Source organism: Micrococcus sp. iso_239 (assembly GCF_056173395.1).
Window position 1 is genome coordinate 1 of sequence record NZ_CM149672.1, and the last position, 26,891, is coordinate 26,891.

Genomic DNA, 26,891 nt, shown 5'->3' on the forward strand with positions numbered 1-26,891 from the left:
GTGGTGGCAGACCAGGCCGTGCTCAGCTCGTGGCGCTCCGTCCTGGGCTCCCTCGAGGACGACGCGCGGGTCAGCGCCCGCCTCATGGGCTTCGTCTACCTGGCCCAGCCGCAGGGCCTCATCGGCAACACGCTCCTGCTGGCCGTGCCGAACGAGACCACCCGCGAGACCCTCCAGGGCACCCAGGTGGCCGACGCCCTCACGGACGCCCTGACCCAGGAGTTCCGCGAGGAGATCCTGCTGGCCATCTCGATCGATGCGAACCTGCAGCCGCCGCGGACCCCCTCCTCCGAGGCCCGCCGCTCCTCCCTCGCCGGCGGGCCGTCCGACGCCGCGGCGCCGGACGTCGAGCTGCCCCCGGCCGCGACCGCCGCCACCTCCCGCCGCGCCGTCGCCGAGGAGCTGCCGGGCTTCCGCATCGAGCCGCCGGCCGACGTCGTGCCCGCCGCGACCGCGGCCCCGAGCGGGAACGGCAAGCCGACCCCCGCACCGCCGTCGACGTCCGCGGAGACCAGCCGCCTCAACGACCGCTACCACTTCGAGACGTTCGTGATCGGCTCGTCCAACCGGTTCGCGCACGCCGCCGCGAACGCTGTGGCCGAGGCGCCGGCGAAGGCGTACAACCCGCTGTTCATCTACGGCGAGTCCGGCCTGGGCAAGACGCACCTGCTGCACGCGATCGGGCACTACGCCCGCCGCCTCTACCCGGGCCTGCGGGTGCGGTACGTGAACTCGGAGGAGTTCACCAACGACTTCATCAACTCCATCCGCCACGACGAGGGCGCCTCGTTCAAGCAGGTCTACCGCAACGTGGACATCCTGCTGATCGACGACATCCAGTTCCTGGCGGACAAGGAGGCGACGGTCGAGGAGTTCTTCCACACCTTCAACACGCTCTACAACAACAACAAGCAGGTGGTCATCACCTCGGACCTGCCGCCCAAGCAGCTCTCCGGGTTCGAGGACCGGCTGCGCTCCCGCTTCGAGTGGGGGCTGATCACGGACATCCAGCCGCCGGACCTCGAGACGCGCATCGCGATCCTCCGGAAGAAGGCGGAGGCCGAGGGGCTCGTGGCCCCGCCGGAGGCGCTGGAGTACATCGCCTCGCGCATCTCCACGAACATCCGCGAGCTCGAGGGCGCGCTGATCCGCGTGACCGCGTTCGCCTCACTCAACCGGCAGACCGTGGACATCGAGCTGGCCGAGCATGTGCTCAAGGACCTGATCACGGACGAGACGGCGCACGAGATCACCCCGGAGCTGATCCTGCACGCCACGGGGGAGTACTTCAATCTCACCCTCGAGGAGCTGACCAGCAAGTCCCGCACCCGCACGCTGGTGACGGCGCGGCAGATCGCCATGTACCTGCTGCGCGAGCTGACCGAGATGTCCCTGCCCAAGATCGGTCAGGTCCTGGGCGGCCGCGACCACACCACCGTCATCCACGCGGACCGCAAGATCCGCGAGCTGATGGCCGAGCGGCGGACGATCTACAACCAGGTCACCGAGCTCACCAACGAGATCAAGCGGAAACAGCGCGGCGCCTGAGCCACCCGCCGTCCCACCCTCGAGTCCCGGTTCGAACATTCGACCGGGACTCGAGCCTTCGTCCACATTGTCCACCGGTGTGGACAACTCTGTGGAGAACCCCCGGTGCTGTGGACAACCTCCGCCCCTGTGGATGGCGGAATCAGGCCGCTCACGCCGCGTCCACACCCCTGGGGACGGCGACGGTGCACAGGCTGGTGAATCACACGGATGTCATTCGATGGTCCACATGTATCCACAGATCTCCACAGCCGAAAACCGCATGATCTCGCGGTTTTCGACGGGTGTGGACGCGTCCTGTGGACAGGAATGTGGACAACTGGGGGGTGGATCCGGGGATGAGTCTGGACAACTCCGGTCGAACCTGTGCAGAGCGGGGGAAGGACCCCCGGGGCTCGTCCACACCGGATGCACACCCCGAACGAGCGGGTGTCCACACGGTTCCCCCAACCGGATCCGCATGCTGACGCGGCAGAACGGCGTTCTCCACAGGATCCACACCCGCTACCACTACTTCTGATCCCCCTTCAGAGATTCCGCCAAGCAACATCATCTCCGCCACCCCACACCGAGCTGAGCGCCTCGAGAGCCCGGGCTGCGCCCGTGCGGTCGGAATCCTTGGAATCACACGCTTGTCATTCGCTTCCGACCTGACACCCGCCGCGCGGACCGCCTATGCTGAGGCCCGCGTGTCGCCGTTCCCCCCGGGCCCGCAACCCCCGTCATCACCCCCAGAGAGGCAGTGCAGCTCGTGAAGTTCACCGTCGAACGCGACATCCTCACCGACGCCGTCTCCTGGGCCGCCCGCTCCCTGTCCCCGCGCCCGCCGGTGCCGGTGCTCTCGGGCCTGCTGATCACGGCCGAGGCCGGCGTCGTGTCCATCGCGAGCTTCGACTACGAGACCTCCGCGCGCCTGGAGATCGAGGCGGACGTCGAGACCGCGGGCCAGGTGCTCGTCTCCGGCCGTCTGCTGAACGACATCGTCCGCTCCCTGCCGCAGGCCCAGGTCACGGTGGAGCTCGACGGCGGCAAGGTGCTCGTCACCTGCCGCTCCTCCCGCTTCGCCCTGGCCACGATGCCCGTGGGCGACTACCCGGCCCTGCCCGAGCTGCCGGCCCCCGCAGGCACCGTGGACGGGGCCGCGTTCGCCCACGCCGTCGCCCAGGTCACCGTCGCCGCCTCCAAGGACGACACCCTGCCGATCCTCACCGCCGTGAAGGTGGAGATCGAGGGCGACACCATGACCTTCCTGGCCACGGACCGCTACCGGCTGGCCATGAAGGAGATCCGCTGGACCCCGGCGGACCCGTCCATCTCGACGTCGCTGCTCATCAAGGCGCGCACGCTCACCGAGGTCGCCAAGTCCCTCGGCTCCGGCGGCGACCTGGAGATCCTGCTCGGTCAGACCGCCGACCTCGTGGGCTTCGCCTCCGGCGGCCGCCGCACCACCTCCGTGCTCGTGGACGGCGAGTACCCCAAGATCCGCTCGCTCTTCCCCGAGTCCAGCCCCATCCAGGCCGTGGTGGACACCGCCGCCCTGGTCGAGGCGTCCCGCCGCGTGGCCCTCGTGGCCGAGCGCAACACCGCCCTGCGCATGGTGTTCACGGAGGGCCAGGTCACCCTGGACGCCGGCACCGGCGACGACGCGAGCGCCAACGAGTCCGTGCCGTGCACGCTCGAGGGCGAGGACATCACCGTGGCGTTCAACCCGTCCTACCTCTCCGAGGGCCTGGCCGTGGTGGACCAGCCGCAGGTGCGCTTCGCCTTCACGTCCGCGCCCAAGCCCGCCCTGCTCACCGGCGTGAACCAGGAGGACGGCGTCGTCTCCGACTACCGCTACCTCGTGATGCCGGTGCGCATCGCCTGACGCAGGGGGCTGGACGCTCCCGTGTACCTGTCCCACCTCACCGTCGCGGACTTCCGGTCCTATCGCTGGGCCGACCTGGAGCTGACGCCGGGGCCCACGGTGCTGCTCGGGGCCAACGGGGTGGGCAAGACCAACCTCGTGGAGGCGATCGGCTACCTCGGCGCCCAGCAGTCGCACCGGGTCAGCTCGGACGCGCAGCTCGTGCGCTTCGGCCGGGACCGAGCCCGGATCGCCGGACGCGTGCACCGCGGATCGCGCGCCGTCGCCCTCGAGCTGGAGATCCTGCCGGGCCGGTCCAACCAGGTGGCCATCAACCGCGGCGCCCCCGTGCGGGCGAAGGAGGGCCTCGGGATCCTGCGCACCGTGGTCTTCGCCCCGGAGGACCTGAGCCTCGTGACGGGGGAGCCGGGGGGCCGCCGCCGTCTCCTCGACCAGCTCATGGTGCAGCTGCGTCCGGCGCTCGGCGAGGCCGCCGCCGACTACGAACGCGTGCTGCGCCAACGCAACGCCCTGCTCAAGTCGAGCCGCGGCTCGCGCCGCTGGGGCCCCGAGGAGGACGCGACGCTCGCCGTCTGGGACGAGCACCTCTGCGCCGCCGGCGCCCGCCTGCTCCACGGCCGCCTGCACGTGCTGCGCCTGCTGGCCCGCCCCCTCCAGGAGATGTATGCGGCGCTGACCAACGGCTCCAAGGCGGCGACCTACGCCTACGAGTCCACCGTCCCGCTGGCCCGCGGCACCCACACGGAGGTCCCGGCGGTGGCGGACCTGGCCGCGGACATGCGCCGGACGCTCGAGGCCCAGCGGGAGGAGGAGCGGGCACGGTCGCTCACCCTGGTGGGCCCGCACCGGGACGAGCTCGCCCTCTTCCTGGGCCCGGCGCCCGCGCGCGGCTACGCCTCCCACGGGGAGACGTGGTCGCTGGCGCTCGCCCTGCGCATGGCGGCCTACGACGTGCTCGTGGCCGACGACCCGGACCCCGACGCCCGCCCCGTCCTGATCCTGGACGACGTGTTCGCGGAGCTCGACGCCGCCCGTCGCCGCCGCCTCGCCGCGCTCGTGCACCGGGCCGAGCAGGTGATCGTCACGGCCGCCGCGCTCGAGGACGTCCCCAAGGAGCTCACGGCCCACCGCGTGCTCATCCGCCAGGACGCGGAGGGCTCCGAGGCCGTGGCCGCCGCGGCCCCCGTGGAGGGCGACATCCGCGAGCCCCGGCGCGAGGGCGGGGCCGATGGCTGAGACCCCCGCCCCGTTCGAGCCGGACCGGCCGGACCTGGCGCTCGTGCAGCTGCGCCGGGTCCGCGAGGCCGCCCGGGAGCGGGGCGAGGCGCCGCTGCGGGCGCGGGGGACGGGCGCGGGCCTGGCCGGGGCCATGGCGGGCACGACGTCGGCCGGCCGGGAGCGGCCGGACCGTCGGCGCCCGTTCGGGGGTGCGGACCGGGACCCGGCCACGGTGTCCACCGTGTTCGGCCGGCTCATCCGCGACCGCGGCTGGTCCACCCCCGTGGCGGTCGGGTCCGTGCTCACCCGCTGGGCCGAGCTGGTGGGGCCGGAGATCGCGCTGCACTGCCGCCCGGAGAGCTTCGAGGACTCCGTGGTGCGGGTCCGGACGAGCTCCACCGCGTGGGCCACGCAGCTGCGCCTGATGAGCCCCGTGCTCCTGCAGCGCTTCGACGAGGCGCTCGGGCCCGGCGTCGTGACCCGCATCGACGTGGTGGGGCCCCAGGCCCCGAGCTGGCGCAAGGGGCCGCGCACCGTGCGCGGCGGCCGCGGGCCGCGCGACACCTACGGCTGAGTCCGCGGCCACCCCGCGCCGCCCGACGAGGTCCCGGACGCGGCGAGGCCATGGGCGCCGCTCTGGCGCGGTCACAGGGTCGGTGACGGCCCGGGAGGCATAGGCGGTCTCCTGCGCGCGTCCTGAGCCGTGTCCCTGGCCGCTGAGCGGGTGTTCTCCCGCGGCGGGCCCCCGTCGATGCGGGCCCTCGGGGTGTCAGGCGGTACACTGGGACCAGTGAGAGGGGGCCGGCCGTCGTCCGTCCCCCGCCCCCGTGGATCTGCGGGAGCGTGTCGCGTGCCGGTCCTGTCCGGGCGGCGTCGCGCGCCTGCGCGCGGGTCGACCCAGCCGCCGACGTCCGAGGAAGTGAGCCACCCGTGGTTGACGCCATGCCCGAGAACCCCGCGGAGGAGCCGACCGCCGCGTCGGCCGCGCCGAACCCGGAGGCCGTGCCGGACGCCGTCGGGCAGCCCGAGACCCCCGTGAAGGACCGGAAGGTGCCCGGTGAGTACGGCGCCAGCGCCATCACCGTGCTCGAGGGTCTCGAGGCCGTCCGCAAGCGCCCCGGCATGTACATCGGCTCCACCGGCCCGCGGGGCCTGCATCACCTCGTGTACGAGGTCGTGGACAACTCCGTGGACGAGGCGCTGGCCGGCTACGCCACCGGCATCGACGTCACGCTGCAGGCCGACGGCGGCGTGCGCGTGGCGGACGACGGCCGCGGCATCCCCGTGGACCTGCACCCCACCGAGGGGAGGCCGACCGTCGAGGTCGTCATGACGATCCTGCACGCCGGCGGCAAGTTCGGCGGCGGCGGCTACGCCGTCTCGGGCGGCCTGCACGGCGTGGGCATCTCCGTGGTCAACGCGCTCTCCCGCCGCGTGGACACCGAGGTCCGCCGTCAGGGGCACGTGTGGCGCATGTCCTTCGCGGACGGCGGCGTGCCCCAGGGCGAGCTGGTGAAGGGGGAGGCCACGGACGCCACGGGCACCGTGCAGACGTTCTACCCGGACCCGGAGATCTTCGACTCGATCGAGTTCGACTACGAGACCCTGCGTGCCCGCTTCCAGCAGATGGCCTTCCTCAACAGGGGCCTGCGCATCACCCTCACGGACGAGCGCGTCCAGGAGTCCAACGAGGTCGTCGACGACGAGATCGCGGGCGAGGGCGCCGCCGGTGAGGACGTCGCGGAGAACGGCCTGGCGGAGGAGGCGGAGCAGGAGCCCCAGCGCCGCTCCGTCACCTACCTGTACGAGAACGGCCTGCTCGACTACGTCCAGCACCTCAACTCCGCCAAGAAGGTCGAGTACGTCCACGACGACGTCATCGCCTTCGAGGCCGAGGACGTCTCGGACGGCCGCTCCATGGCCGTCGAGGTGGCCATGCAGTGGACCTCCGCCTACTCGGAGTCCGTGCACACCTACGCGAACACGATCAACACCCACGAGGGCGGCACCCACGAGGAGGGCTTCCGCGCCGCGCTGACCTCCCTGGTCAACCGCTACGCGCGGGAGAAGGAGATCCTCAAGCCCAAGGAGGACAACCTCACGGGCGAGGACATCCGCGAGGGCCTGACCGCCGTGATCTCCGTGAAGCTCTCCGAGCCGCAGTTCGAGGGCCAGACCAAGACCAAGCTCGGCAACTCCGAGGCCCGCGGGTTCGTGTCCAAGGCGGTCACGGACCACCTCGGCGACTGGTTCGAGCGCAATCCGGGGCCGGCCAAGGAGATCATCCGCAAGGCCATCATGGCCTCGCACGCCCGCCTGGCCGCCCGCAAGGCCCGGGACAACGCCCGCCGCAAGTCCCCGCTGGAGTCCTTCGGCATGCCCGGCAAGCTGGCCGACTGCTCCTCGAAGGACCCCGAGCGCTGCGAGGTGTACATCGTGGAGGGCGACTCCGCCGGCGGTTCGGCCAAGCAGGGCCGCAACCCGGAGACGCAGGCCATCCTGCCGCTGCGCGGCAAGATCCTGAACGTGGAGCGCGCCCGCCTGGACAAGGCCCTCGGCAACGCCGAGATCCAGTCGATGATCACGGCGTTCGGCACCAACATCGGCGAGGAGTTCGACATCTCCAAGCTGCGGTACCACAAGATCGTGCTCATGGCGGACGCGGACGTGGACGGCCAGCACATCACCACGCTCCTGCTGACCGTGCTGTTCCGGTACATGCGCCCGCTCATCGAGGCCGGCCACGTGTTCCTCGCGCAGCCGCCGCTGTACCGCATCAAGTGGTCCAACGCCCCGCACGACTACGTGTTCTCGGACGAGGAGCGCGACGCCGCCGTCGAGGCCGGCCTGGCCAAGGGCTGGCGCTACCCCAAGGACAACGGCGTGCAGCGCTACAAGGGCCTGGGCGAGATGAACTACCAGGAGCTGTGGGACACCACCATGGACCCGGAGCACCGCACCCTGCTGCAGGTGACCATGGAGGACGCCGCCGCCGCGGACGCCGTCTTCTCCATGCTGATGGGCGAGGACGTGGAGTCCCGCCGCAGCTTCATCCAGCAGAACGCCAAGGACATCCGCTTCCTGGACGTCTGAGCCGGACCCGCAGACCTGCCTGAGTCGACCACCCTCCCCGCCTGAGGGGAGCACGAGAGGACCCGCGTGAGCGACGAGACCACCCCCCAGACCCCGGACGAGCCCGTCGAGGGCGCCCCGATCCCGGGGACCCCGCAGACCGGCCTGGACATCGAGGTCGAGCACTACGTGCTCCCCGAGGGCGCCGCCGACAAGGTCGAGCCCGTCGACCTCGAGTCGGAGATGAAGCGCTCGTACCTGGACTACGCGATGGCCGTGATCGTCGGCCGCGCGCTGCCGGACGTGCGCGACGGCCTCAAGCCGGTGCACCGTCGCGTGCTCTACGCGATGTACGACGGCGGCTACCGCCCGGACCGCGCGTTCAACAAGTCCGCCCGCGTGGTGGGCGACGTGATGGGCAACTACCACCCGCACGGCGACACCGCGATCTACGACGCCCTCGTGCGCCTCATCCAGGACTGGGTCCAGCGCTACCCGCTGGCGCTCGGCCAGGGCAACTTCGGCTCCCCGGGCAACGACGGCGCGGCCGCCCAGCGCTACACCGAGACCAAGATGGCCCCGCTGGCCATGGAGATGGTCCGGGACATCGACGAGGACACCGTCGACATGCAGGACAACTACGACGGCAAGCAGCAGGAGCCCGTCGTCCTGCCCGCCCGGTACCCGAACCTGCTGGTCAACGGCTCCTCGGGCATCGCCGTCGGCATGGCCACGAACATCCCGCCGCACAACATGCGCGAGGTGGCCGCGGGCGTGCAGTGGTACCTCGAGCACCCCGAGGCCACCCGCGAGGAGCTGCTCGAGGCGCTCCTGGCCCGCGTGCACGGCCCCGACTTCCCCACGGGCGCCCAGATCCTGGGCCGCAAGGGCATCGAGGAGGTCTACCGGACCGGCCGCGGCCCCATCACCATGCGCGCTGTGGTCAACGTGGAGGAGATCCAGGGCCGCACGTGCCTGGTGGTCACCGAGCTGCCCTACATGACCAACCCGGACAACCTCGCCGCGAAGATCGCGGAGATGGTGCGGGACGGCAAGATCAACGGCATCGCGGACATGCGCGACGAGACCTCGGGTCGCACCGGCCAGCGCCTGGTGATCGTGCTCAAACGCGACGCCGTCGCCAAGGTGGTGCTGAACAACCTCTACAAGCACACCGAGCTGCAGTCGAACTTCTCGGCCAACATGCTCGCGCTCGTGGACGGCGTGCCGCGCACCCTGTCCCTGGACGGCTTCGTGCACCACTGGGTGAAGCACCAGATCGACGTGATCGTGCGCCGCACCGCGTTCCGCAAGCGCAAGGCCGAGGAGCGCGCGCACATCCTGCGCGGCCTGCTCAAGGCCCTGGACATGCTGGACGAGGTCATCGCGACCATCCGCCGCTCGGCCTCGGCGGACGTGGCCCGCGAGGCCCTCAAGGAGCTCCTGGACATCGACGACGTCCAGGCCCAGGCCATCCTGCAGATGCAGCTGCGCCAGCTCGCCGCCCTGGAGTCCCGGAAGATCCAGGACGAGTACGACGACCTCATGGCGAAGATCGCCGAGTACAACCGGATCCTGGAGTCCCCGCAGCGTCAGCGCGAGGTCATCTCCGAGGAGCTCGCTGAGATCGTGGCCAAGCACGGCGACGACCGCCGCACCGAGATCATGGCCGGCTTCGACGGGGACATGTCCATCGAGGACCTGATCCCCGAGGAGGAGATGGTCGTCTCCATCACCCGCGGCGGCTATGTCAAGCGCACCCGGATCGACCAGTACCGGTCCCAGGCGCGCGGCGGCAAGGGCGTGCGCGGGGCGACGCTGCGCGGCGACGACGTCGTCGAGCACTTCCTCACCGTGTCCACGCACCACTGGCTGCTGTTCTTCACGAACTTCGGCCGCGTGTACCGCATCAAGACGTACGAGCTGCTCGAGGCCGGCCGCGACGCGAAGGGCCAGCACGTGGCCAACCTGCTCGCGTTCCAGCCGGACGAGCGGATCGCCCAGATCCAGCCGCTCGTGGACTACGGCCGGGCCCCGTACCTCGTGCTCGCCACGCGCGGCGGCCTCGTGAAGAAGACGCCGCTGCTGGACTACGACACGAACCGCACCGCCGGCCTGATCGCCATCAAGCTGCGTGAGGGGGACGAGCTGGTCTCGGCCCGCGTGGTCTCGCCCGACGACGACCTCATCCTGATCTCGCGCAAGGGCCAGTCCCTGCGGTTCACCGCCACGGACGAGGCGCTGCGTCCCATGGGCCGTGCGACCTCGGGCGTGACTGGCATGAAGTTCCGCGACGACGACTCCCTGCTGACGATGGACGTGGTGGAGGAGGACGGCTACGTCTTCACCGTCACGGACGGCGGCTTCGCCAAGCGCACCCACGTGGACGAGTACCGCCTGCAGAACCGCGGCGGCCTCGGCATCAAGGTCGCCAAGCTCGTGGACGACCGCGGCGAGCTCGCCGGCGGTCTCGTGGTGCGCGAGGACCAGGAGGTCCTCGTGGTGATGGCCTCGGGCAAGGTGGTGCGCTCCGCCGTCGCCGGCGTGCCGGCCAAGGGCCGCGACACGATGGGCGTGATCTTCGCCAAGCCGGACAAGCGGGACCGGATCGTCGCCGTCACCCTGAACAATGAGCAGGAGATGGAGGCGAAGGCGGACGCCGAGGCCGAGGCGGGGCCGGATGTACCCTTGGACGCAGACATCGACCCGACCGACCCCGTAGCCGCACCGGAGGACGCCCTGACGCAGGACGCCGGTGAGGGTGCAGACGGAGGAGAGCAGTGAGCACGTCCGCGTCGTCGCGTCCCGGCCAGGGGCGGAGCACCGGGAAGGCCGCCGAGCCGCGGTCCGGTCGTCCGGTGCGCAAGGCCAGCGGGTCCTCGCAGGAGGACCTGGTCCGCGCCGTCCCGAAGGCCAAGGTGCGCCGCGCCCGCCTGGTCCTGACCCGGGTGGACCCGTGGTCCGTGCTGAAGCTGGCGTTCCTGCTCTCGGTGGCGCTGGGCATCCTCACGGTGGTGGCGGCGGTGGCGCTGTACTCGCTGTCCGACGTCCTCGGGATCTTCGACAGGGTCAACGACGTGATCGGCACCGTGCTCGGCTCCGAGGCCGGGCGCTACACCGTGGCGTCCCTGGCCCCGCTGAGCACCGTGACCTCGCTGGCCACCGTGCTGGCCGTGGTCAACGTCATCCTGCTGACCGCCCTGGCCACCGTGGCCGCGCTGCTCTACAACCTCTGCGCGAGCCTCGTGGGCGGCCTCGGCGTCACGTTGACGGACGACTGAGCAGACCCTCGACGACGCCCCGCGCGGATTTGCGCGGGGCGTCGGCGTTCCTGTACAGTCATCTCCTGTTGTGAACGGCGTCAGCCGTGAGCGACGGTGAGGGCGTATAGCTCAGGCGGTTAGAGCGCTTCGCTGATAACGAAGAGGTCCCAAGTTCAAGTCTTGGTACGCCCACTCCCACCACACAGAGCCCCGGTCCGCTGGGGCTCCGTTCGTCTCCGGAGGTCTTCCCATGGGTCGACTGGCACGCGTGGCCCTCGTGGTCAGCGCCGCGGCAGCCGCCTATGGGGCGCGTCTCTGGCGGGAGAACAGTGCGGGGAAGGACGTCTGGGCCACGGCCACGGACGACCTGCCGGAGGACGCCGACGGCGTCGAGCCGGCACCGGAGGACTGACCGGTCCTCACGGGGGCATGGCGCAATTGGTAGCGCACCTGCTTTGCAAGCAGGGGGTTAGGGGTTCGAGTCCCCTTGCCTCCACCGAAGAAGGGCCCGGGAGTCGTGAGACTCCCGGGCCCTTTCGTATGCCCAGGGTGGCCGCCGGCGCCGGCACCGTGGGCAGAAACCGGCGACCCGGGGGCTCCTGGGGCACAAACTGCAGGACTTCGGGCCCCGTGGGCAGAAGAGAGGGCGTTTCTGCCCACGGAGGGACGGGGATGGCCTGCCCCGAACCCCCGCCGCCGGACCCGCCCACCGCGCCCGTGGCCGTCGCGTGTGGTGTTGGATGGTCCGGTGAACACCATCATCGACACCCCGTCCCCCGACCGACCCGCCCCTGGGCAGGGCACCCCGGCCTACGCCCGGGTGCCCGCGAGCTACTACGACATCTTCGTGGGCGTCTTCATCGCCCTCCTGATCCTCTCCGGCGTCACCGCGGCCAAGCTCTTCTACGGCCCCACCGTCCCGGTCATCTCGGACCTCTTCTACGACGGCGGTCCCCTCATCTTCGACGGCGGCGCCTTCCTGTTCCCGTTCGCGTACATCGTCGGCGACATCCTCGCCGAGGTGTACGGCTGGCGCCGGGCCCGCCGCGCCATCGTCCTCGGCTTCGCGATGCTCGTGCTCGCCGCCCTCACCTACACGGTGGTCTCCTGGACCACGCCCGTCGATGGCTTCGAGGTCTGGGACCAGGCCCTCGCCCCGATGCTCCGGATCACCGTGGCCGGCGTCGTCGCGTTCCTCGTGGGCTCCCTGCTCAACGCGTCCATCGTGGTCCGCCTCAAGGAGCGCATGAAGGAACGGCACGTGGCGTTCCGGCTCATCCTCTCCACCGTGGTCGGCCAGTTCTTCGACACCCTGATCTTCTGCACCATCGCCTACGCCGGCACCATCTCGCTGCTGGAACTGGCGAACTACACGGTGACCGGCTTCGGGTACAAGACGCTCGTGGAGATCCTCATCGTGCCGGTGACCCTGCTCGTCATCCGGGCCCTCAAGCGCCGGGAGCCCACCTACCGGGCACCCGGCTTCGAGATCCACCGCGACGACGATCCCGCCCTCGCCCCGGCCGCGTCCCGCTGACCCGCACGGGCCCCGGCGTCGGCCGCGCCGGGGCCCGTCCGTCGCGCGCACCCCGACCACCGACTACCGTCGGTGCCATGGGCAAGGACCTCTTCGAGCACGAGCAGCAGCAGACCCTCAGCCGCGAGCAGGCCGCCGCACGCCTGCGCGACCTCGCCGACCAGCTCTCCCGGCAGAACGAGGTGCGGATCGAGCACGGCGGCCGCGACGTCGTCGTCACCGTCCCGGACCGCGTGGGCCTCGAGGTGGAGCTCGAGGTCGAGGACGACGGCGACGCCGAGCTGGAGATCACCCTCAGCTGGTGACCGGCCCCGGGTCGGCCGCCCGGGGCCGCCTCCCCGCGCCTCAGAACGTCCAGGCTTCCCCGGGGGCCAGACGCCGGTAGTCGGTCACGCCCTCGGCGAGCCCCGAGAGCACCCCGTCCACCACGCCCTTGCCGTCCTCGCTGAGGATGCCGTCGTGGATGGGGCGGGTGTGCGTCGCCGCGATGGCCCGCATCTGGTCCACCACGTCCGCGATGCGCAACCACGGCGCCGCGGCGGGCAGGAGGAGCACCTCGACGTCGGCGTCCGGCACCGTGAACGAGTCGCCGGGGTGCAGCACGGCCCCGTCCACGAGGTAGGACACGTTGACCGGGCGCGGGACCTCGGCGTGGATCACCGCGTGCTCCCCGCCGAGCACCTCCACCCGGAAGCCGGCGGCCTCGAACGTCTCCCCGGGCACGGCCGTGTGCACTCGCCCAGCGTCGAGTCCCGCCTCCGCCAGCGGCCCCGTGAGGTCCCGTGGCGCCCACACGTGCGCCTCCGTGCCGGCCACAGCCCTGGCCAGCTGCTCGGGGACCACGTGGTCCGGGTGGCCGTGCGTCACGAGGACGGCGTCCGCGCCGTCCAGGACCGCCGCGTCGCTGAACGCGCCGGGGTCGAACGCGAGTCGTCGGCCGGCCTTCTCGAGGCGGACGGCCGAGTGGCCGAAGAGGGTCAGGGTCGTGCTCATGCAGATCACTCCTCCGCCCGGCGTCGGGATCCCGGGCGCTCCCAGCCTCCCGCGCGCTCCCGGCGGTGGACAAGGCCCGCGCCCCGTTCGACGGCGACCCACCGACTCCCGCCCCGACCTGCGCCCGGACGCGGGCCGGCCCGCGCCCCCTCGGTCCTGCCGAGGATGCGCGGGCCGGGCGCAGTCCGCTGCGCGCTCAGGGCGCGGGTCAGCGCTGCTGCCCGGGCTGGACGCCCAGCACCTTCGCGTTGGCGGCGGCCACCGGGTCCGGGGCTGCGGTGTCCACCCGCACGCCCTGGCCCGCCGCGGCCGAGCCGGCCTCGGCCACGACCTTCTGCTGCTGGGCGTAGGGGTTGTTGGCCTCCACCACCGGGATGTTCGCGGTGATCGGGCCCGGGACCGGGGCGGTCCACGGATCCTGCACCGGCTTGGTCAGGCGCCACAGGGCGTAGCCGGCGCCGGCGGCGGCGGCCGCCATGCCCGCGACGATCCAGGCGCGGCCGCCCGAGCGGGAGGCCCGGCGACCGGCGGCACGGTTCAGGTCCTTCTCGGCGGCGCCGGCGTACTGCTCGGCACCCTTGCGCAGGCGCGTCACGATCGCCTTGTCCCCGGTGAGCTTGATCAGGGCCTGCTCCAGGGCGTCCGGGACCTCGACGTCGTGGGCGGTCTTGCGGGCGTGCGCGGCGCCGTCGGCCAGGCGGGCGGCGGCCACGGGGAGGACCTCCTCCTTGCGGCGCTGGGCGTAGTCGCCGGCGTCGGCCAGGCGGGCCTGCACCTGCGGGGCCACCTTCCCGCCCTGCTCCTGCAGCGCGGACAGGCCCGTGGCGAGGAGACCGGCGAGGGTCAGGCCGCCCGCCGCGGCGGCGTCCTTGGCCTGACCGGCACGGTCGCTGAACAGGGCGGCGGACCGCTGGGCGTCCTTGCGGGCGCCCTTGGCGGTCTTCTTCGCGTCCTTGCGCAGGCCCTTGGCGGCCTGGCGGCCGTCCCGGCGCAGCTGCTTGGCCTTGCGGCCCCCACGACGGCGGCCCTTCTTCGCGGCCTTCTCGGCGTCCTTGCGCGCCGCGGCGAACTGCTGCTGCACCTCGTGGCCGGCGTCCTGCGCCTGGGCCTGCAGGTGCTCGAGGAAGTCCTGGACGGTGTCCACGCCCTGGGCGACGGCGGGGGCCAGCAGCCCGTACTGGTGCGCGACGGCCTCGCCGGCCTTCCGCGCCCCGCGCTCGACCACGGGGCCGTACTCCTTCTTGGCGTCCTGGGCCTTGCGGCGGCCCTCCTCGGCCGCGGCGGAGCCGCCGATCAGCCCGTAGGCCGCCGCCACCTCGCTCCAGGCGCGGGTGGACTCCACCTTCGGGGCGGCCCAGTGGCGCAGGTTCTCCGCCTGGCGTGCGACGAACGCGTTCGCGCCGCCGTCGTGCTGGATCTCGTCGTGCAGGGTCTTGCGGGCCATGTGATGCCTCCCGTGGGTTCTGGATGGTCGTTGAACGCGGTGGTCCTCGAGGCCCAGCCTAGTGGCCGACCCCCGCCGTGGCACGGGTCCCGGCACGCCGGGAGTGCGTACGCCGATCGCGGAAGACCCGCCCCCCGGACGGCGGGATCCGGACGGCCCGCCGCTGCGGATGGAACAATGGGGCGCATGGCGAACAAGACGCACACCGCGACCATCCACACGAACCACGGCGACATCGTCGTCGAGCTGTTCGGCAACCACGCCCCGAAGACCGTGAAGAACTTCGTGGGCCTCGCCACCGGCGAGCAGGAGTGGACCCACCCGCAGACCGGTGAGAAGAACAACGGCGCCCCGCTGTACTCCGGCACCGTGTTCCACCGCATCATCAAGGACTTCATGATCCAGGGCGGCGACCCGCTCGGCATGGGCATCGGCGGCCCCGGCTACCAGTTCGGCGACGAGATCCACCCCGAGCTGCAGTTCGACCGCCCCTACCTGCTGGCCATGGCCAACGCCGGCCCCGGCACCAACGGCTCGCAGTTCTTCATCACCTCCGTGCCCACCGGCTGGCTCAACGGCAAGCACACCATCTTCGGCGAGGTGAAGGACGAGGCCTCCCAGAAGGTCGTGGACGAGCTCAACGCCGTCGCCACCGATCCCCGTGACCGCCCGCTCGAGGACGTCGTCATCGAGTCCATCGACATCGACGAGGCCTGAGCAGCCCCTCGGTGAGCACCACCCCCTCTGACCCGCACGGCCCGGACTCCGCGGACGGCACACCCCCGGTGTGCCCGCGGCATCCGGGCCGTGCCGCGTATGTGCGCTGCGCCGTCTGCCGGCGCCCCGCGTGCCTCGACTGCCAGCGTCCCGGCTCCGCGGCCGGACCGGTCTGCGTGGACTGTGCGTCCGGCGTCGTGGCCGGCCCTGCTCCGACGGTGGCTCCCGCCGGCGCCGCCGCGTCGGTCCCGGTCCGACGGCGGACGGGCTTCGCCGCCTCGCCCGTCACCTGGATCCTGCTGGCGGTCACGGCGGTGGTCTACGCGGCGCAGTGGCTGACCCGGGACCAGGCGTCCGGCGTGACCGAGGCGCTCTGGTACGCCGGGCTCTACACGTCCCCGTACGGCATGGAGCCGTGGCGGATGGCCTCCTACGCGCTCGTGCACGACGTCTCCGGTCCCACGCACCTGCTGCTGAACATGCTCGCGCTGTGGGTGATCGGGCGCGTGCTCGAGCCCGCGCTGGGCTGGTGGCGGTTCCTCGCCCTCTACGTGCTCTCCGCCGTGGGCGGCGCGGTGTTCGCGCTGTGGGTCTCGGACCCGCTGCAGCCCGTCGTCGGGGCGTCCGGCGCCGTGTACGGCATGTTCGCGGCCCTGTTCCTGCTCACCCGGGTGCGGGGCGGCCAGGTGCGCTCGATCGCCGTGCTGATCGGCCTGAACCTCGTGTTCTCGTTCCTGTTGCCCGGGGTGGCCTGGCAGGTGCACGTGGGCGGGCTGCTGACGGGCGCCGTCGTCGCCGTCGTGTTCTCCCTGGCCGGCGGGCTGCGGCCCGGCCGCGCGCGCGTGCCGTCCGTGGGCGCCCAGGCAGCCGGCCTCGTGGTCGTGGCGGCGGCGCTGGCGGCGCTCACGGTGCTCGGCGCCGCACGGGTCACGGTGGCCGGCCTGCTCGGCTAGACCGTCGTCCCCGACCGTCCCCGGAGTTCTCCACAGCCGGGTGTGCACTTCTTCCCACAGGGGTGTCCACACCTGTGGACAACTCCGGGGACAACTCGTCTCCGGGCGGGATCGTGCGGATCGGCCATCCACAGGGTTGTCCACCGCTGTGGAGAACTACACGCGTGTCATTCGCTCCAGCGGGACATCATCAGGAACCCGACGAGCGCGATGCCGAAGCCCACGAGGATGTTCCAGCCGCCGATCTGCACGATCGGGAAGAGGCCCTGGGTCAGGTAGTAGACGATGATCCAGAGCAGGCCGAGGATCAGCAGGCCGAACATCACGACCTTGTACCCGGGGGAGAGGGGCTTCGGACCCGGGTCCACGTCCCCGAGGTCCGTCCGCACGGCGGAGCGGCTGCGGCGCGCGGCCTCGAGCTCCTCGCGCTTCCGACGGGCCGAGTCCTTGCGCTTGCCGGCGGGTGCTGCCACGGGTCTTCTCCTCGGGTGGGGGGTGGTGGGCGCCCCCACCGGCGGGGACCGGGGCGGGGACGGTATCCTGCTGACCTGCCCAGGACCGGGGTCAGCGACGTGCCCGGCCAGTCTATGCACCCCGCTCCCACGCGGCGGGGAGGAAAGAGCGCCCCCGTGCAGAGCCCCGAGGTCTCCGTCCTCGTCGTCGACAACTACGACAGCTTCGTCTACACCCTGGTGGGCTACCTCGAGCAGCTCGGGGCCCGCACCACCGTGATCCGCAACGACGAGGTCACCCCCGCCCGCGCCCTCGAGCTCGCGGCCGAGCACACGGCGGTGCTCATCTCGCCCGGGCCGGGCGCGCCCGCCGACGCCGGTGTCTCCCTCGACCTCATCCGCTCCGCCGCCGACGGCGGCCGTCCGCTCTTCGGGGTGTGCCTGGGGCACCAGGCCATCGCGGAGGCGTTCGGCGCCACCGTGACGCACGCGGAATCCCTCATGCACGGCAAGACGTCTCTGGTCCGCCGCGGCGAGCACCCCATGTTCGAGGGCGTCCCCTCGCCGTTCACCGCCACCCGCTACCACTCGCTGGCCGCCGTGCGGCCCACCGTGGACGAGGCGGTCCTGGAGATCACCGCCGAGACCGAGGACGGCGTCGTGATGGGACTGGCCCACCGCACCGCGCCCCTGTGGGGCGTGCAGTTCCACCCCGAGTCCGTGCTCACCGAGGGCGGCTACCGGATGCTCGGCAACTGGCTCGAGTCCGTGGGGCTCTCCGGGGCCGCCGAGCGCGGTGGCCGGCTCTCGCCCCTCGTCCGCCAGGACTGACCGGTCCCGGGGCCCGGTTCGCGGGTCGGACGGCGCCCCGGCCGCTCAGGTGGACGGCGGCGGGTCGATCGAGGGCTCGGGGTCCGGCGTCAGCGTCGGCAGCGGGTCCACCGGCGTCGCGGTGGGCGACGTGCTCGGCGGCTGCCCGGTCGGCTCCGACGGGGCCGCCGACGTCGGTGACGGGCTCTGCGTCGGCCACGGCGTCTCGGTCGTCGTCGGCTCGGGGCTGGGCGTGGCCGAGGCGGACGGCGAGGGTGACGGCTCCGCGCTCTCGGAGGGCTCGGGGCTCTCCGTCGGCGGGGGGCTCGGTGGCGCGGACGCCGACGGCGTGGGCTCGGGCGCCTCGCTGGATGGCGGGGCCGGCTCGGAGGGCTCGGCCGTGGGCGCGATCCACGAGGAAGCGGTCAGGGTCAGGGAGGAACGGTTGTCCACGCGGACGCCGGCGGGCGGATCCTGGGCCACGACCGTGCCGGTGTCGGTGGTCGCGCCGTCCTCGTCCTGGATCCGCACGCGCAGCTCGGGGGCGCTCAGCGCCAGCTGACGCCGCGCGTCCGGAGCGCTCATCCCCACCACGTCCGGCACGGCGACCATGCCGCTGGACAGGTGCAGCACCACGGAGGAGCCGGGCGGCACGTGGGTGCCCATCGCGGGGTCGGTGCGGGCGAGCAGCCCGCGCTCGAGTCGGCCGTCGTCCTGGTACTGCACGGAGGAGACGCGCAGGCCCAACCGTTCCAGCTCGCGGCGGGCCGCGTCCTCGGACAGCCCGTGCAGGGAGTCGGGCAGCGCGATGCCCTCCTCGCCGCGGGACACCCGGATCCGCACCTCGGCCCCGCGGGGCACCTCCGTGCCCGTCGGCGGGTCGCTCTGGGTGACGGTCCCGTCCGGGGCGTCGGCCATGTACGCGGACGAGACGACGGCCACCAGGCCTGCGTCCTCGAGCGCCGCGACCGCCTCATCCTGCTGCAGCCCCACCACCGTGGGCACCTCCACGGTGGTGCGCAGGGCCGCCGCGAGCCACGGCGCCAGGACCAGGACCAGCGCCACCAGGACCGCGCCGGCCGCCAGGAGCGTGCGCCGGCGGAGGCGCCGGCGCACGCGACGGGGTGTGGCCGTCGCCGACGCCGGCGTGTCCCCGGGCGGTTCGGGCCGGGGCGTCGCGACCGCACCGGGCGTCACCGGCTGGCCGGCCGTCACCGGGCGGGGGCCGTCCATGGCGGCGGCGGCGGCCAGCTGCGCGGCGGAGGCGGCGCCGGGCAGTCCCGCACCCGCGACGGCATGGTTCGCCGCCTGGGGGTGTGCGGCGTCCGGCTCGGCCGGGATGGAGGGCGTCGGCCGGGTCAGCGGGACCGCGGCCGTCGGCACGTCGGCGTCGTCGGCCCCGTGCTCCGCGGCCGCAGAGCCCAGCACCGCGCCGACGAGGGCGGGAGGGACGGCATCGAGCGGCGGGGTGTGACGGCCGGGGCCGGCGTGCGGATCCGCGGCGGCCTCCTCGAGGGCCGCGAGGAACGCGGCGCCCGTGGGGAACCGGTCCTCCGGATCCTTGCGCAGGGCGCGCAGCACCACGGGGTCGAACGCGGGCGGCAGGTCGGGGTCGACGTCGGAGGGCGCCGGCGGCTCCTCGCGCACGTGTTGATAGGCCACGGCCAGCGGCGTGTCACCCGTGAAGGGGGGTCGGCCCGTGAGCAGCTCGAACAGCAGGCAGCCGGCCGCGTAGAGGTCGGCGCGGCCGTCCACGATGCGGCCCGTCGCCTGCTCCGGGGCCAGGTAGAGGGCCGTGCCCACCACGGCCTGGGTCTGCGACGTGGTGGCGGAGGTGTCGGCCAGCGCATGGGCGATCCCGAAGTCCATCACCTTGACGGCGCCCGTCTCCGTGACCATGACGTTCGCGGGCTTCACGTCGCGGTGGACGATGCCCTCCTCATGCGCGTGCTCGAGCGCTTCCAGCACGCCCCGGGTCCAGGCCACGGCACGGTCCGTGCCCACGGCGCCCTCGGCGTGCAGGATCTCCCGCAGCGTCCGGCCGGAGACGAGCTCCATCACCAGGAACGGGCAGTCCACCGGATGGAGGCCGTCCTCGAGAGAGACCTCGCCCGTGTCGTACACGGAGACGATCGAGGGGTGGTTCAGGGAGGCCGCCGAGCGTGCCTCCTTGCGGAAGCGTGCCTGGAAGTGCGGATCGCGCGCCAGGTCCCGGCGCATCAGCTTGACCGCCACCGGGCGGTGTAGCCGCAGGTCCTCGCCGCGGAAGACGTCCGCCATGCCGCCGCGCCCGATCAGCTCACCGATCCGGTACCGCCCGTTCAGGATCCTCTGCTCATCCACAGACACGTCCGCGTGCCCGTCCCGCCCGCCGCTCAAGCGGAGGGCGTGGCGTCGGCGGACGAGGCCTCCGCACCACGCGCGTCAGCGGACGGGTCGGTGGTGGGCTCGCCCGTCGGTGCCGTGGACTCCCCGGAGGACTCCGTCGTCGGATCCCCCGTGGGCGTCGTCGGCTCCTCGGACGGCTCCGGCATGGGCTCCGGGTCGGCGGTGGCCGTCGGGGATTCGGCGGTGGGGGACGGGCGGGGCTCGTCCGAGGCCGACGGGCTCGGCTCGCTGCTCGGCTCGGTGCTCGGCTCCTCCGACGCGCTGGGCTCCGGCTCCGAGGCGGGCTGGGACGCCTCGCGGGTCGGCGCGGCGTCGGACCCGCCGGTGGCCACGATCAGCTGCACGTGCGTGTCGTAGCGGTGACGCTCGCCCTCGCCGGGCACCACGCGCACCACCTCGCCGTCGGCGCCGTCGGCGGACGGGTCGTCCACCCGGTCCACGGTGAAGCCGCGGTCGCGCAGCGTCTGGATCGCGCTCTCCACGGGTTGGCCCACGAGGCCCTCCGGGATGACGCCCTCCCCGGTGGAGACGGCCAGCGTGACGGTCTCACCGCGCCGCAGCGCCCCCACCGGGTTGATCTCCTCGACGGTGCCCTGCGGGCTCTGCGCGTCGCGGTCCTCCTCGCGCACCGCCAGGCCGAGGCCCTCGAGCTCGGTGCGCACCTCGCTCACGGGGCGACCCTTGTACGCCTCCGGGTCCACGTGCACGGACGACTCCTCCTGCGAGGTCGCCGGCGCTGAGCCGCCGACGCCGCGGTCACCCGTGAGCAGCGGCCACAGCAGCGCCCCCAGCAGGGCGAACACCACGAGCCCGAGCAGCGCCCACAGCGGCCAGCGGTTGGCGCGTCGCCGGCGGGCGGGCGCGGATCCTCCCCCGGCGGGCGGGCCCGGGTCCACGACGTCGCCCGGGCGGGTCTGCTGGTCGCGCACGGCGGCGATCTCGTGGTCGCGCGTGCGAGCGCTCGCGGCGGCGCCGAACGCACCGGCCGCGCCCACGGCCGCCGCACCGGCGGCGCCGGTGCCGCGGGCGGCGTCGTCGGTGCGGGGCTGGGCCGTGGTCACCGGCAGCGCCGCGGTGGCGGGGGAGCCGTCCGCCCGGGTGCCCTCGGCGCGCGGATGGGTGGTGCGCATGCCGTCGTAGTCCAGGGGAGCGGTCTCGGCGCCCGAGGGGTCGGTCACGCCCTGCTCCTCGAGGAAGACGGCCAGGGCGGGCACGGCCTCCACGGCGCCGCGGGTGTCCTTGCGCCGCAGCGCGTCGGCGGCGTCCGAGAGCGCGGCCGCGTCCGAGGGCCGCTCCCGGGGGTCCTTCGAGAGCATGCACATGATCAGGGCGCGCACCGGGGCCGGGACGGTGTCCGGCAGGGGCGGCGGCGTGTCGTTGACCTGGGCGAGGGCGATCGCGATCTGGGACTCGCCCGTGAACGGGCGATGCCCGGCGAGGGCCTCGTAGCCGATGATGCCCAGCGAGTAGAGATCGGAGGAGCCGGTGGCCTGCTGCCCCGTGGCCTGCTCGGGCGCGAGGTACTGGGCGGTGCCCATCACCTGGCCGGTGGCCGTGAGGGGGACCTGGTCCGCCAGGCGCGCGATGCCGAAGTCCGTCACCTTCACCCGGCCGGTGGGCGTGATCATGAGGTTGCCGGGCTTGACGTCGCGGTGCACGAGCCCCTGGGCGTGGGCCGCCGAGAGCGCGGCCGCCGTCTGCGCGATGATCCGCAGGGTCCGCTCGGGGGAGAGCACCTTCTCCTTCTCGAGGATGGAGGACAGCGGCTGGCCCGGCACGAGCTCCATGACGAGGTAGGCGGAGCCCTTCTCCTCGCCGTAGTCGTAGACGTTGGCGACGCCGGGGTGGTTCAGCAGCGCGGTGTGCTGGGCCTCCGCCCGGAAGCGGCGCAGGAAGTTGGGGTCACCCGTGTACTCCTCCTTGAGGATCTTCACGGCGGTGATCCGGCCCAGGACCTTGTCCCGCGCCTTCCACACCTCGCCCATGCCGCCGATCGCGATGCGATCGGTCAACTGGTACCTGCCGCCGAGGGTGATGCCCGATGTCGGCCTCATTCCGTGACCACCGCTTCCATGATTGCCTTCATGCCACTGACGACTGTCTGATGTCCAACCCCCGGCGGCTCGTCCTCCACCACGATCGTCACGGCCGCCCGGGGGTTCTCGCTCGCGTCGAAGCCGGTGATCCAGGAGTGCACGTTGCCCGTGTCCCCGACCTCGGCCGTGCCCGACTTCGCCGCGATCCGCACCGTGTCCGACTGCACGGATCCCAGGATGCCGTCCTCCACCGCCGAGACCATCATGTCCGAGACCTGCCCGGCCACCTCGGGGGTCGTGGCCCGGCCGCGCTCACGGGGGCTGAACTCCTGCACCGTGGTGAGGTCCGAACGGCGGACCGCCTTGATCAGCTGCGGCTCCATGACCACGCCGTCGTTCGCGATGCCGGCGGCCACCATGGCCATCTGCAGCGCGGTGGCCTGCACGTCCCGCTGGCCGATCGAGGACTGCGCCAGCGTGGCGTCGTCCAGGTCGGAGGGGAACACGGAGCCGGTCACGGGCAACGGGTAGTCGAAGGAGTCGTTGAAGCCGAACCGCTCGGCGACCTCCCGGATCCGGTCTTGGCCCAGCTCGACGGCGGCCATGGCGAACGGCGTGTTGCAGGACTGCGCCAGCGCCCACGTGAGGGTCTGACGCCCCACGGTGTTGCACGGTGAGCCGTCGTAGTTGGGCAGCTCCGTGGTCGTGCCGGGCAGCGTCCACGCGGCGGGGATGTCCACCGTCCCGCCCGGGGTGTAGTCACCGGACTCGAGCATGGCCACCGCGTCGATCAGCTTGAACGTGGAGCCGGGGGACACGAGCTGCTCCGCGGCGCGGTTGCGGTATGCGCTGGCGCCGGGGATCTGGTCGATCGCGGCCATGGCCGACTGCGCCTCGGCCGGGCTGTGTGAGGAGAGCGCGTTGGAGTCGAAGCCCGGCTTCGACGCCATGGCCAGGATCTCGCCCGTCGTCGGGTCCGTGACCACGGCGGAGGCGCGCACGCCGTCCGGGAGCGCGTCGTACGCCAGACGCTGCAGCTCGGGGTCGATCGTCAGCTCCACCTGGTCGCCCTCGGGCGTGGCACCCGTGATGATCTCCATGGCGCGGTCCACGAACTGGGACGTGGGGGTGCCGGAGAGCTGCTCGTTCATGGCCGCCTCCAGCCCGTCGGTGCCGTAGGTGAGCGAATAGAAGCCCGTGAGCGGGGCGTACAGCTCGGTCTCGTGGTAGACGCGCTGGTAGTGGTACGCGTCGCCGGAGGGGACGGACTCGGCGATCGGCTCGCCGTCCACGAGGATCGGCCCGCGCGGGGCGCCGAACTCCAGGAACATCTGCCGAGAGTTCAGGGCGTGCGTCTTGAGCTGGTCAGCGGCCAGCACCTGGATGACGGACGCAGCCAGCGCGAGCACGAGGAGCATGGCCGCCATGACGGTCCACGTGCGTCGGATCGCCTCGTTCACCGCTCCTCACCTCCTCCCGGGGGCACGGCGGCCGCCGGGAGCGCCGTGCCGGGGTCGAGGTGGCCGGCGCCGGGCCCGGACGCGTTGACCATCCCGTCCACGACCACGGGCCGGCGGGCGGCGTTCGAGATGCGCAGCACGAGCCCCACGATGATCCAGTTGGCCAGCAGCGACGAGCCGCCGGCGGCGAGGAACGGCGTCGTGAGGCCGGTGAGCGGCAGCACGAGGGTCACGCCGCCCATCACCACGAACACCTGCCACGCCATGGTGAAGGCCAGGCCGGAGGCGAGCACCTTGCCGAACGCGTCGCGCACGCCGAGGGCGGCGCGCATCATGCGGGTGACGAGCAGGAGGTACAGGACGAGCACGGCGGCCAGGCCCACGAAGCCGAGCTCCTCGCCGATGGCCGTGAGGATCATGTCCGAGAAGGACAGCGGCACCTGGGTGGGGTTGCCCGCGCCCAGGCCGGTGCCCATCAGCCCGCCTGAGGCCATCGCGAACAGGCCCTGGACCACCTGGTAGGAGCCGCCGAAGTCGCGATGGTAGATCTCGGGGTCGAAGGCCCTCAGCCAGATCTCGAACCTGGCGGTCACGTGCGGCATGAACAGGAACGCCAGCGCCGCGCCGAAGGCGATCAGGCCCAGGCCGAGGAGGATCCAGGAGGCGCGGGACGTGGCGATGTAGAGCATCGCCATGAACATGCCGAAGAACAGCAGGGCCGAGCCCAGGTCGCGCTGGAACACGAGCACGCCGAGCGCCAGGAGCCAGCCGGCCAGCAACGGGCCGAGGTCCCGGGCTCGGGGGAAGGTCACCGGGCCCACACGGCGGCCGGCCAGCAGGATCAGGTCGCGGTTCGCGGAGAGGTAGCCGGCGAAGAAGATGGCCAGCGTGATCTTGGCGATCTCGCCGGGCTGGAAGGTGCCGAATCCGACGTCGATCCAGATCCGCGCCCCGTACATGCTCAGGCCCAGCCCGGGCACGAGCGGCAGGAGCAGCAGCACGCCGGACGCGGCGAGGAACAGGTAGGGCCAGCGCCGCAGCACCCGGTGGTCGCGCACCAGGAACACCAGGGCGGAGGCCACCAGGACGGCCAGGACGGACCACACGAGCTGCGAGGTGGGGTTGGCCATCGCGGCGTCCTGGCTCAGCCGGTGGATCATGGCCAGGCCCAGCCCGTTGAGCAGGGCGGTGATCGGCAGCATGAACGGGTCCGCGTAGGGGGCCCGCAGCCGCAGGACCACGTGCAGCACGAGGGTGGCGGCGCCGAAGACGCCCAGCGGCACCCAGGCGGTGGAGTCCAGCGGGGCGTCCGTGCCGATCATGCCCAGCAGGTCCGCCCCCAGGGCGATGGCCAGGGCGGCCAGCAGCAGGACCAGTTCGATGTTCCGGCGCGGGCGTGCGGGGGAGATCACCTCGGTCACGGGGCCTCACCTCCCGTCGCGCTCGGGGACGACGCCGGGCTCGTCGGCGCGGTGGAGCCGGACGCGTCCGAGGGGCGGGCGGAGGACGACGACGGCGTCGTGCTCGGCCGGGCCCGCTCGGAGGGCTCACCGGCGGGGGCGGGGGCGTTCGGGTGCAGCGAGTCGCGCAGCTCGGCGACGATCTGCTCCGCGTGGTCCACGTCCCGGGCGGGCATGCCGGCGTTCACGCGGTCGCGTGCGTACGCGGGCAGCGCGTCCACCGGGAGGTCGGTCTGGCGGTCCACGTGGGACAGCTCGAGCGGGCCCAGCCGCTGGGAGACGCCCTTGAACACGGCGATCCGGCCGTCGTTGGCCCCCACGTAGTACTGCGTCTGGGTCCACAGGTAGCCCCACACGGCCACGGCCGCGAGGGTGAGGGCGAGCAGCGTGGTGAACACGGGGATGAACCAGCCGCGGCGGTACTGCACCGGGCGGTCGTCCTTTCCACGCCGCCGACGCGCGGCCCCGTCCTCGGGGCCGCCGGCGGGCCCGGCGGTCGCCGGGGCCGGGGTGGGGGCCGTGGTCATCGGCTCGGCGGCCTCGTCGGACGGGTGGTCGGCAGCGGTGGCGGCCGGTGTGGCGGCGGAGGAGGAGCCGGCGGCGGCAGCGGTGCCGCTCTGCGCGGCGGGCGGGACGGAGGCGTCCGGGCGCGGGGCGGCGGCGGGATCCGGCCCGTCCGTGAGGACGGCCGCGGTGCGCCGGGGACGGTTCTCCGGCACGGGCGTCTCGCCGAGCAGGGCGGCGGCACGGCGGCGCGTGGAGCTGCGGGTGACCACGGGGATGCGATCGGTCTTCACGGCGTTGGAGGCCGCGCCGACGAGCAGGTGAGGCCGTGCGTCCAGGTCCTCGCGCAGCAGCAGGCCGGAGACCGGGCCGACCTCGGGCGGGTGGGCGGCGGCGAGGGCCTGCTCGGACAGGTGGACGTCCGGGACGGGGGCCAGCTCCTCCGCCGTGCCCTCCGCGATCTCGAACGCCACCACGGTGACGTTGTCCGGGGCGCCGCCCTTGAGGGTGAGGTCCACGAGGGTGTCGACGGCCTGGTTGAGAGCCTCCGAGTCCCGCAGCACCTCGTGGATCCTCTCGGGGGGGACCACGTCCGTGAGGCCGTCCGAGCAGAACAGCCACCGTTCTCCGGGGGCGACGGGCACCTCGAACACGTCCAGCTCGGGGGAGGCGTCCACGTCGCCGAGCACGCGCATGAGCACGTTCTTGTTCGGGTGGAACGGGGCCTCCCCGGCCTCGAGGCGCCCCTCGTCCACGAGCTTCTGCACGAACGTGTGGTCCGTGGTGACCTGGGAGAACTCGCCGTCCGCGAGCCGGTAGGCACGGGAGTCGCCGATGTGCGCGATGTGCAGCGTGGTCCCCGCGAGCAGGCCGGCGGTGCACGTGGTGCCCATGCCGGCGAGCTTGGGGTTGGCGTGCACCAGCTCGTTGAGGATCAGGTTGGCGTTCTGGATCTCGTCCGGCAGCACCGTGGCCGGGTCCTCGTAGCCCACCGCATCCAGCGGGGCCAGATCCAGCACCGTGGACGCGCTTGCCACGTCGCCGCCCACGTGCCCGCCCATGCCGTCCGCGAGCACGGCCAGATGACGGCCCACGTAGGCGGAGTCGTCGTTCTTGGCACGGACGCGGCCGACGTCGGAGCGGGCGGCGTAGCGGAGGACGAGGGTCAT

General features: G+C 72.7%; 21 protein-coding genes and 2 tRNA genes. 15 read left to right on the forward strand and 8 right to left on the reverse strand.

Annotation, left to right across the window (positions count from 1 at the left end; genetic code table 11):
• From dnaA to AC0VX2_RS00060, 12 genes are all read left to right on the forward strand, one after another.
• A complete protein-coding gene (gene dnaA, locus AC0VX2_RS00005; protein ID WP_101965672.1) occupies positions 1-1,548 on the forward strand; it encodes a chromosomal replication initiator protein DnaA in 1,548 nt (515 codons plus the stop codon).
• 751 nt (positions 1,549-2,299) lie between these two features.
• Positions 2,300-3,415, forward strand: a complete 1,116-nt coding sequence (gene dnaN, locus AC0VX2_RS00010) for a DNA polymerase III subunit beta (RefSeq protein ID WP_036314462.1) — start codon at positions 2,300-2,302, stop codon at positions 3,413-3,415.
• A 21-nt stretch (positions 3,416-3,436) separates the two neighbouring features.
• Positions 3,437-4,651, forward strand: coding sequence for a DNA replication/repair protein RecF (gene recF, locus AC0VX2_RS00015; RefSeq protein WP_036314428.1), 1,215 nt, complete (start codon positions 3,437-3,439; stop codon positions 4,649-4,651).
• Positions 4,644-5,207, forward strand: coding sequence for a DciA family protein (locus AC0VX2_RS00020; protein WP_036314430.1), 564 nt, complete (start codon positions 4,644-4,646; stop codon positions 5,205-5,207). The genes recF and AC0VX2_RS00020 overlap by 8 nt, the downstream gene beginning before the upstream one ends.
• A gap of 368 nt (positions 5,208-5,575) precedes the next feature.
• Positions 5,576-7,726: a DNA topoisomerase (ATP-hydrolyzing) subunit B gene (gene gyrB / locus AC0VX2_RS00025; RefSeq protein ID WP_169577955.1), complete on the forward strand. Its 2,151-nt coding sequence runs from the start codon at positions 5,576-5,578 to the stop codon at positions 7,724-7,726.
• 66 nt (positions 7,727-7,792) lie between these two features.
• A complete protein-coding gene (gene gyrA / locus AC0VX2_RS00030) occupies positions 7,793-10,489 on the forward strand; it encodes a DNA gyrase subunit A (RefSeq protein ID WP_101965671.1) in 2,697 nt (898 codons plus the stop codon).
• Entirely contained in the window at positions 10,486-10,986 is a 501-nt protein-coding gene (locus AC0VX2_RS00035; RefSeq protein ID WP_010079768.1) for a DUF3566 domain-containing protein, read from the forward strand. The genes gyrA and AC0VX2_RS00035 overlap by 4 nt, the downstream gene beginning before the upstream one ends.
• A gap of 100 nt (positions 10,987-11,086) precedes the next feature.
• Positions 11,087-11,160, forward strand: a tRNA-Ile gene (locus AC0VX2_RS00040).
• Positions 11,161-11,218: 58 nt separating this feature from the next.
• Entirely contained in the window at positions 11,219-11,380 is a 162-nt protein-coding gene (locus tag AC0VX2_RS00045; protein WP_020624432.1) for a hypothetical protein, read from the forward strand.
• 11 nt (positions 11,381-11,391) lie between these two features.
• A tRNA-Ala gene (locus AC0VX2_RS00050) sits at positions 11,392-11,464 on the forward strand.
• Between the two features lie 252 nt (positions 11,465-11,716).
• A complete protein-coding gene (locus AC0VX2_RS00055) occupies positions 11,717-12,505 on the forward strand; it encodes a queuosine precursor transporter (protein WP_144819914.1) in 789 nt (262 codons plus the stop codon).
• A 77-nt stretch (positions 12,506-12,582) separates the two neighbouring features.
• Entirely contained in the window at positions 12,583-12,810 is a 228-nt protein-coding gene (locus AC0VX2_RS00060; RefSeq protein ID WP_010079728.1) for an amphi-Trp domain-containing protein, read from the forward strand.
• Between the two features lie 40 nt (positions 12,811-12,850).
• Here the strand turns inward: AC0VX2_RS00060 and AC0VX2_RS00065 are convergent, their stop codons facing one another.
• The gene (locus AC0VX2_RS00065) at positions 12,851-13,498 is read right to left on the reverse strand and encodes an MBL fold metallo-hydrolase (RefSeq protein ID WP_119217654.1); all 648 of its coding nucleotides are present in this window, start codon (positions 13,496-13,498) and stop codon (positions 12,851-12,853) included.
• A gap of 208 nt (positions 13,499-13,706) precedes the next feature.
• The gene (locus tag AC0VX2_RS00070) at positions 13,707-14,942 is read right to left on the reverse strand and encodes a hypothetical protein (protein WP_119217653.1); all 1,236 of its coding nucleotides are present in this window, start codon (positions 14,940-14,942) and stop codon (positions 13,707-13,709) included.
• Positions 14,943-15,128: 186 nt separating this feature from the next.
• Between AC0VX2_RS00070 and AC0VX2_RS00075 the strand changes: the two genes are divergently transcribed.
• A complete protein-coding gene (locus tag AC0VX2_RS00075; protein ID WP_010079725.1) occupies positions 15,129-15,659 on the forward strand; it encodes a peptidylprolyl isomerase in 531 nt (176 codons plus the stop codon).
• 11 nt (positions 15,660-15,670) lie between these two features.
• Entirely contained in the window at positions 15,671-16,612 is a 942-nt protein-coding gene (locus AC0VX2_RS00080) for a rhomboid family intramembrane serine protease (protein ID WP_256748691.1), read from the forward strand.
• A 167-nt stretch (positions 16,613-16,779) separates the two neighbouring features.
• Here AC0VX2_RS00080 and AC0VX2_RS00085 read toward each other — a convergent pair whose 3' ends face one another.
• Positions 16,780-17,085 (reverse strand): cell division protein CrgA, encoded by a 306-nt coding sequence (locus AC0VX2_RS00085; RefSeq protein WP_060973757.1) that lies wholly within the window; start codon positions 17,083-17,085, stop codon positions 16,780-16,782.
• Between the two features lie 156 nt (positions 17,086-17,241).
• On the opposite strand from AC0VX2_RS00085, the gene AC0VX2_RS00090 reads away from it, so the two are divergent.
• On the forward strand, positions 17,242-17,895 hold the full coding sequence (locus AC0VX2_RS00090; RefSeq protein WP_036337278.1) for an anthranilate synthase component II: 654 nt from the start codon (positions 17,242-17,244) through the stop codon (positions 17,893-17,895).
• A 45-nt stretch (positions 17,896-17,940) separates the two neighbouring features.
• Here the strand turns inward: AC0VX2_RS00090 and pknB are convergent, their stop codons facing one another.
• Genes pknB through AC0VX2_RS00115 form a run of 5 tightly spaced genes read right to left on the reverse strand, consistent with a single transcriptional unit; the run spans position 17,941 to position 26,891 of the window.
• Positions 17,941-20,217 carry a Stk1 family PASTA domain-containing Ser/Thr kinase gene (pknB, locus tag AC0VX2_RS00095; RefSeq protein ID WP_036314448.1) on the reverse strand — a complete coding sequence of 759 codons (2,277 nt, stop codon included), beginning with the start codon at positions 20,215-20,217 and terminating at the stop codon, positions 17,941-17,943.
• Between the two features lie 32 nt (positions 20,218-20,249).
• Positions 20,250-22,316, reverse strand: a complete 2,067-nt coding sequence (locus tag AC0VX2_RS00100; RefSeq protein ID WP_036314450.1) for a protein kinase domain-containing protein — start codon at positions 22,314-22,316, stop codon at positions 20,250-20,252.
• A complete protein-coding gene (locus AC0VX2_RS00105) occupies positions 22,313-23,758 on the reverse strand; it encodes a peptidoglycan D,D-transpeptidase FtsI family protein (RefSeq protein WP_036314452.1) in 1,446 nt (481 codons plus the stop codon). Before AC0VX2_RS00105 ends, AC0VX2_RS00100 begins: the two co-directional genes overlap by 4 nt.
• Positions 23,755-25,179: an FtsW/RodA/SpoVE family cell cycle protein gene (locus tag AC0VX2_RS00110; RefSeq protein WP_036314455.1), complete on the reverse strand. Its 1,425-nt coding sequence runs from the start codon at positions 25,177-25,179 to the stop codon at positions 23,755-23,757. The genes AC0VX2_RS00105 and AC0VX2_RS00110 overlap by 4 nt, the downstream gene beginning before the upstream one ends.
• On the reverse strand, positions 25,176-26,891 hold the full coding sequence (locus AC0VX2_RS00115) for a PP2C family protein-serine/threonine phosphatase (protein WP_144861804.1): 1,716 nt from the start codon (positions 26,889-26,891) through the stop codon (positions 25,176-25,178). Before AC0VX2_RS00115 ends, AC0VX2_RS00110 begins: the two co-directional genes overlap by 4 nt.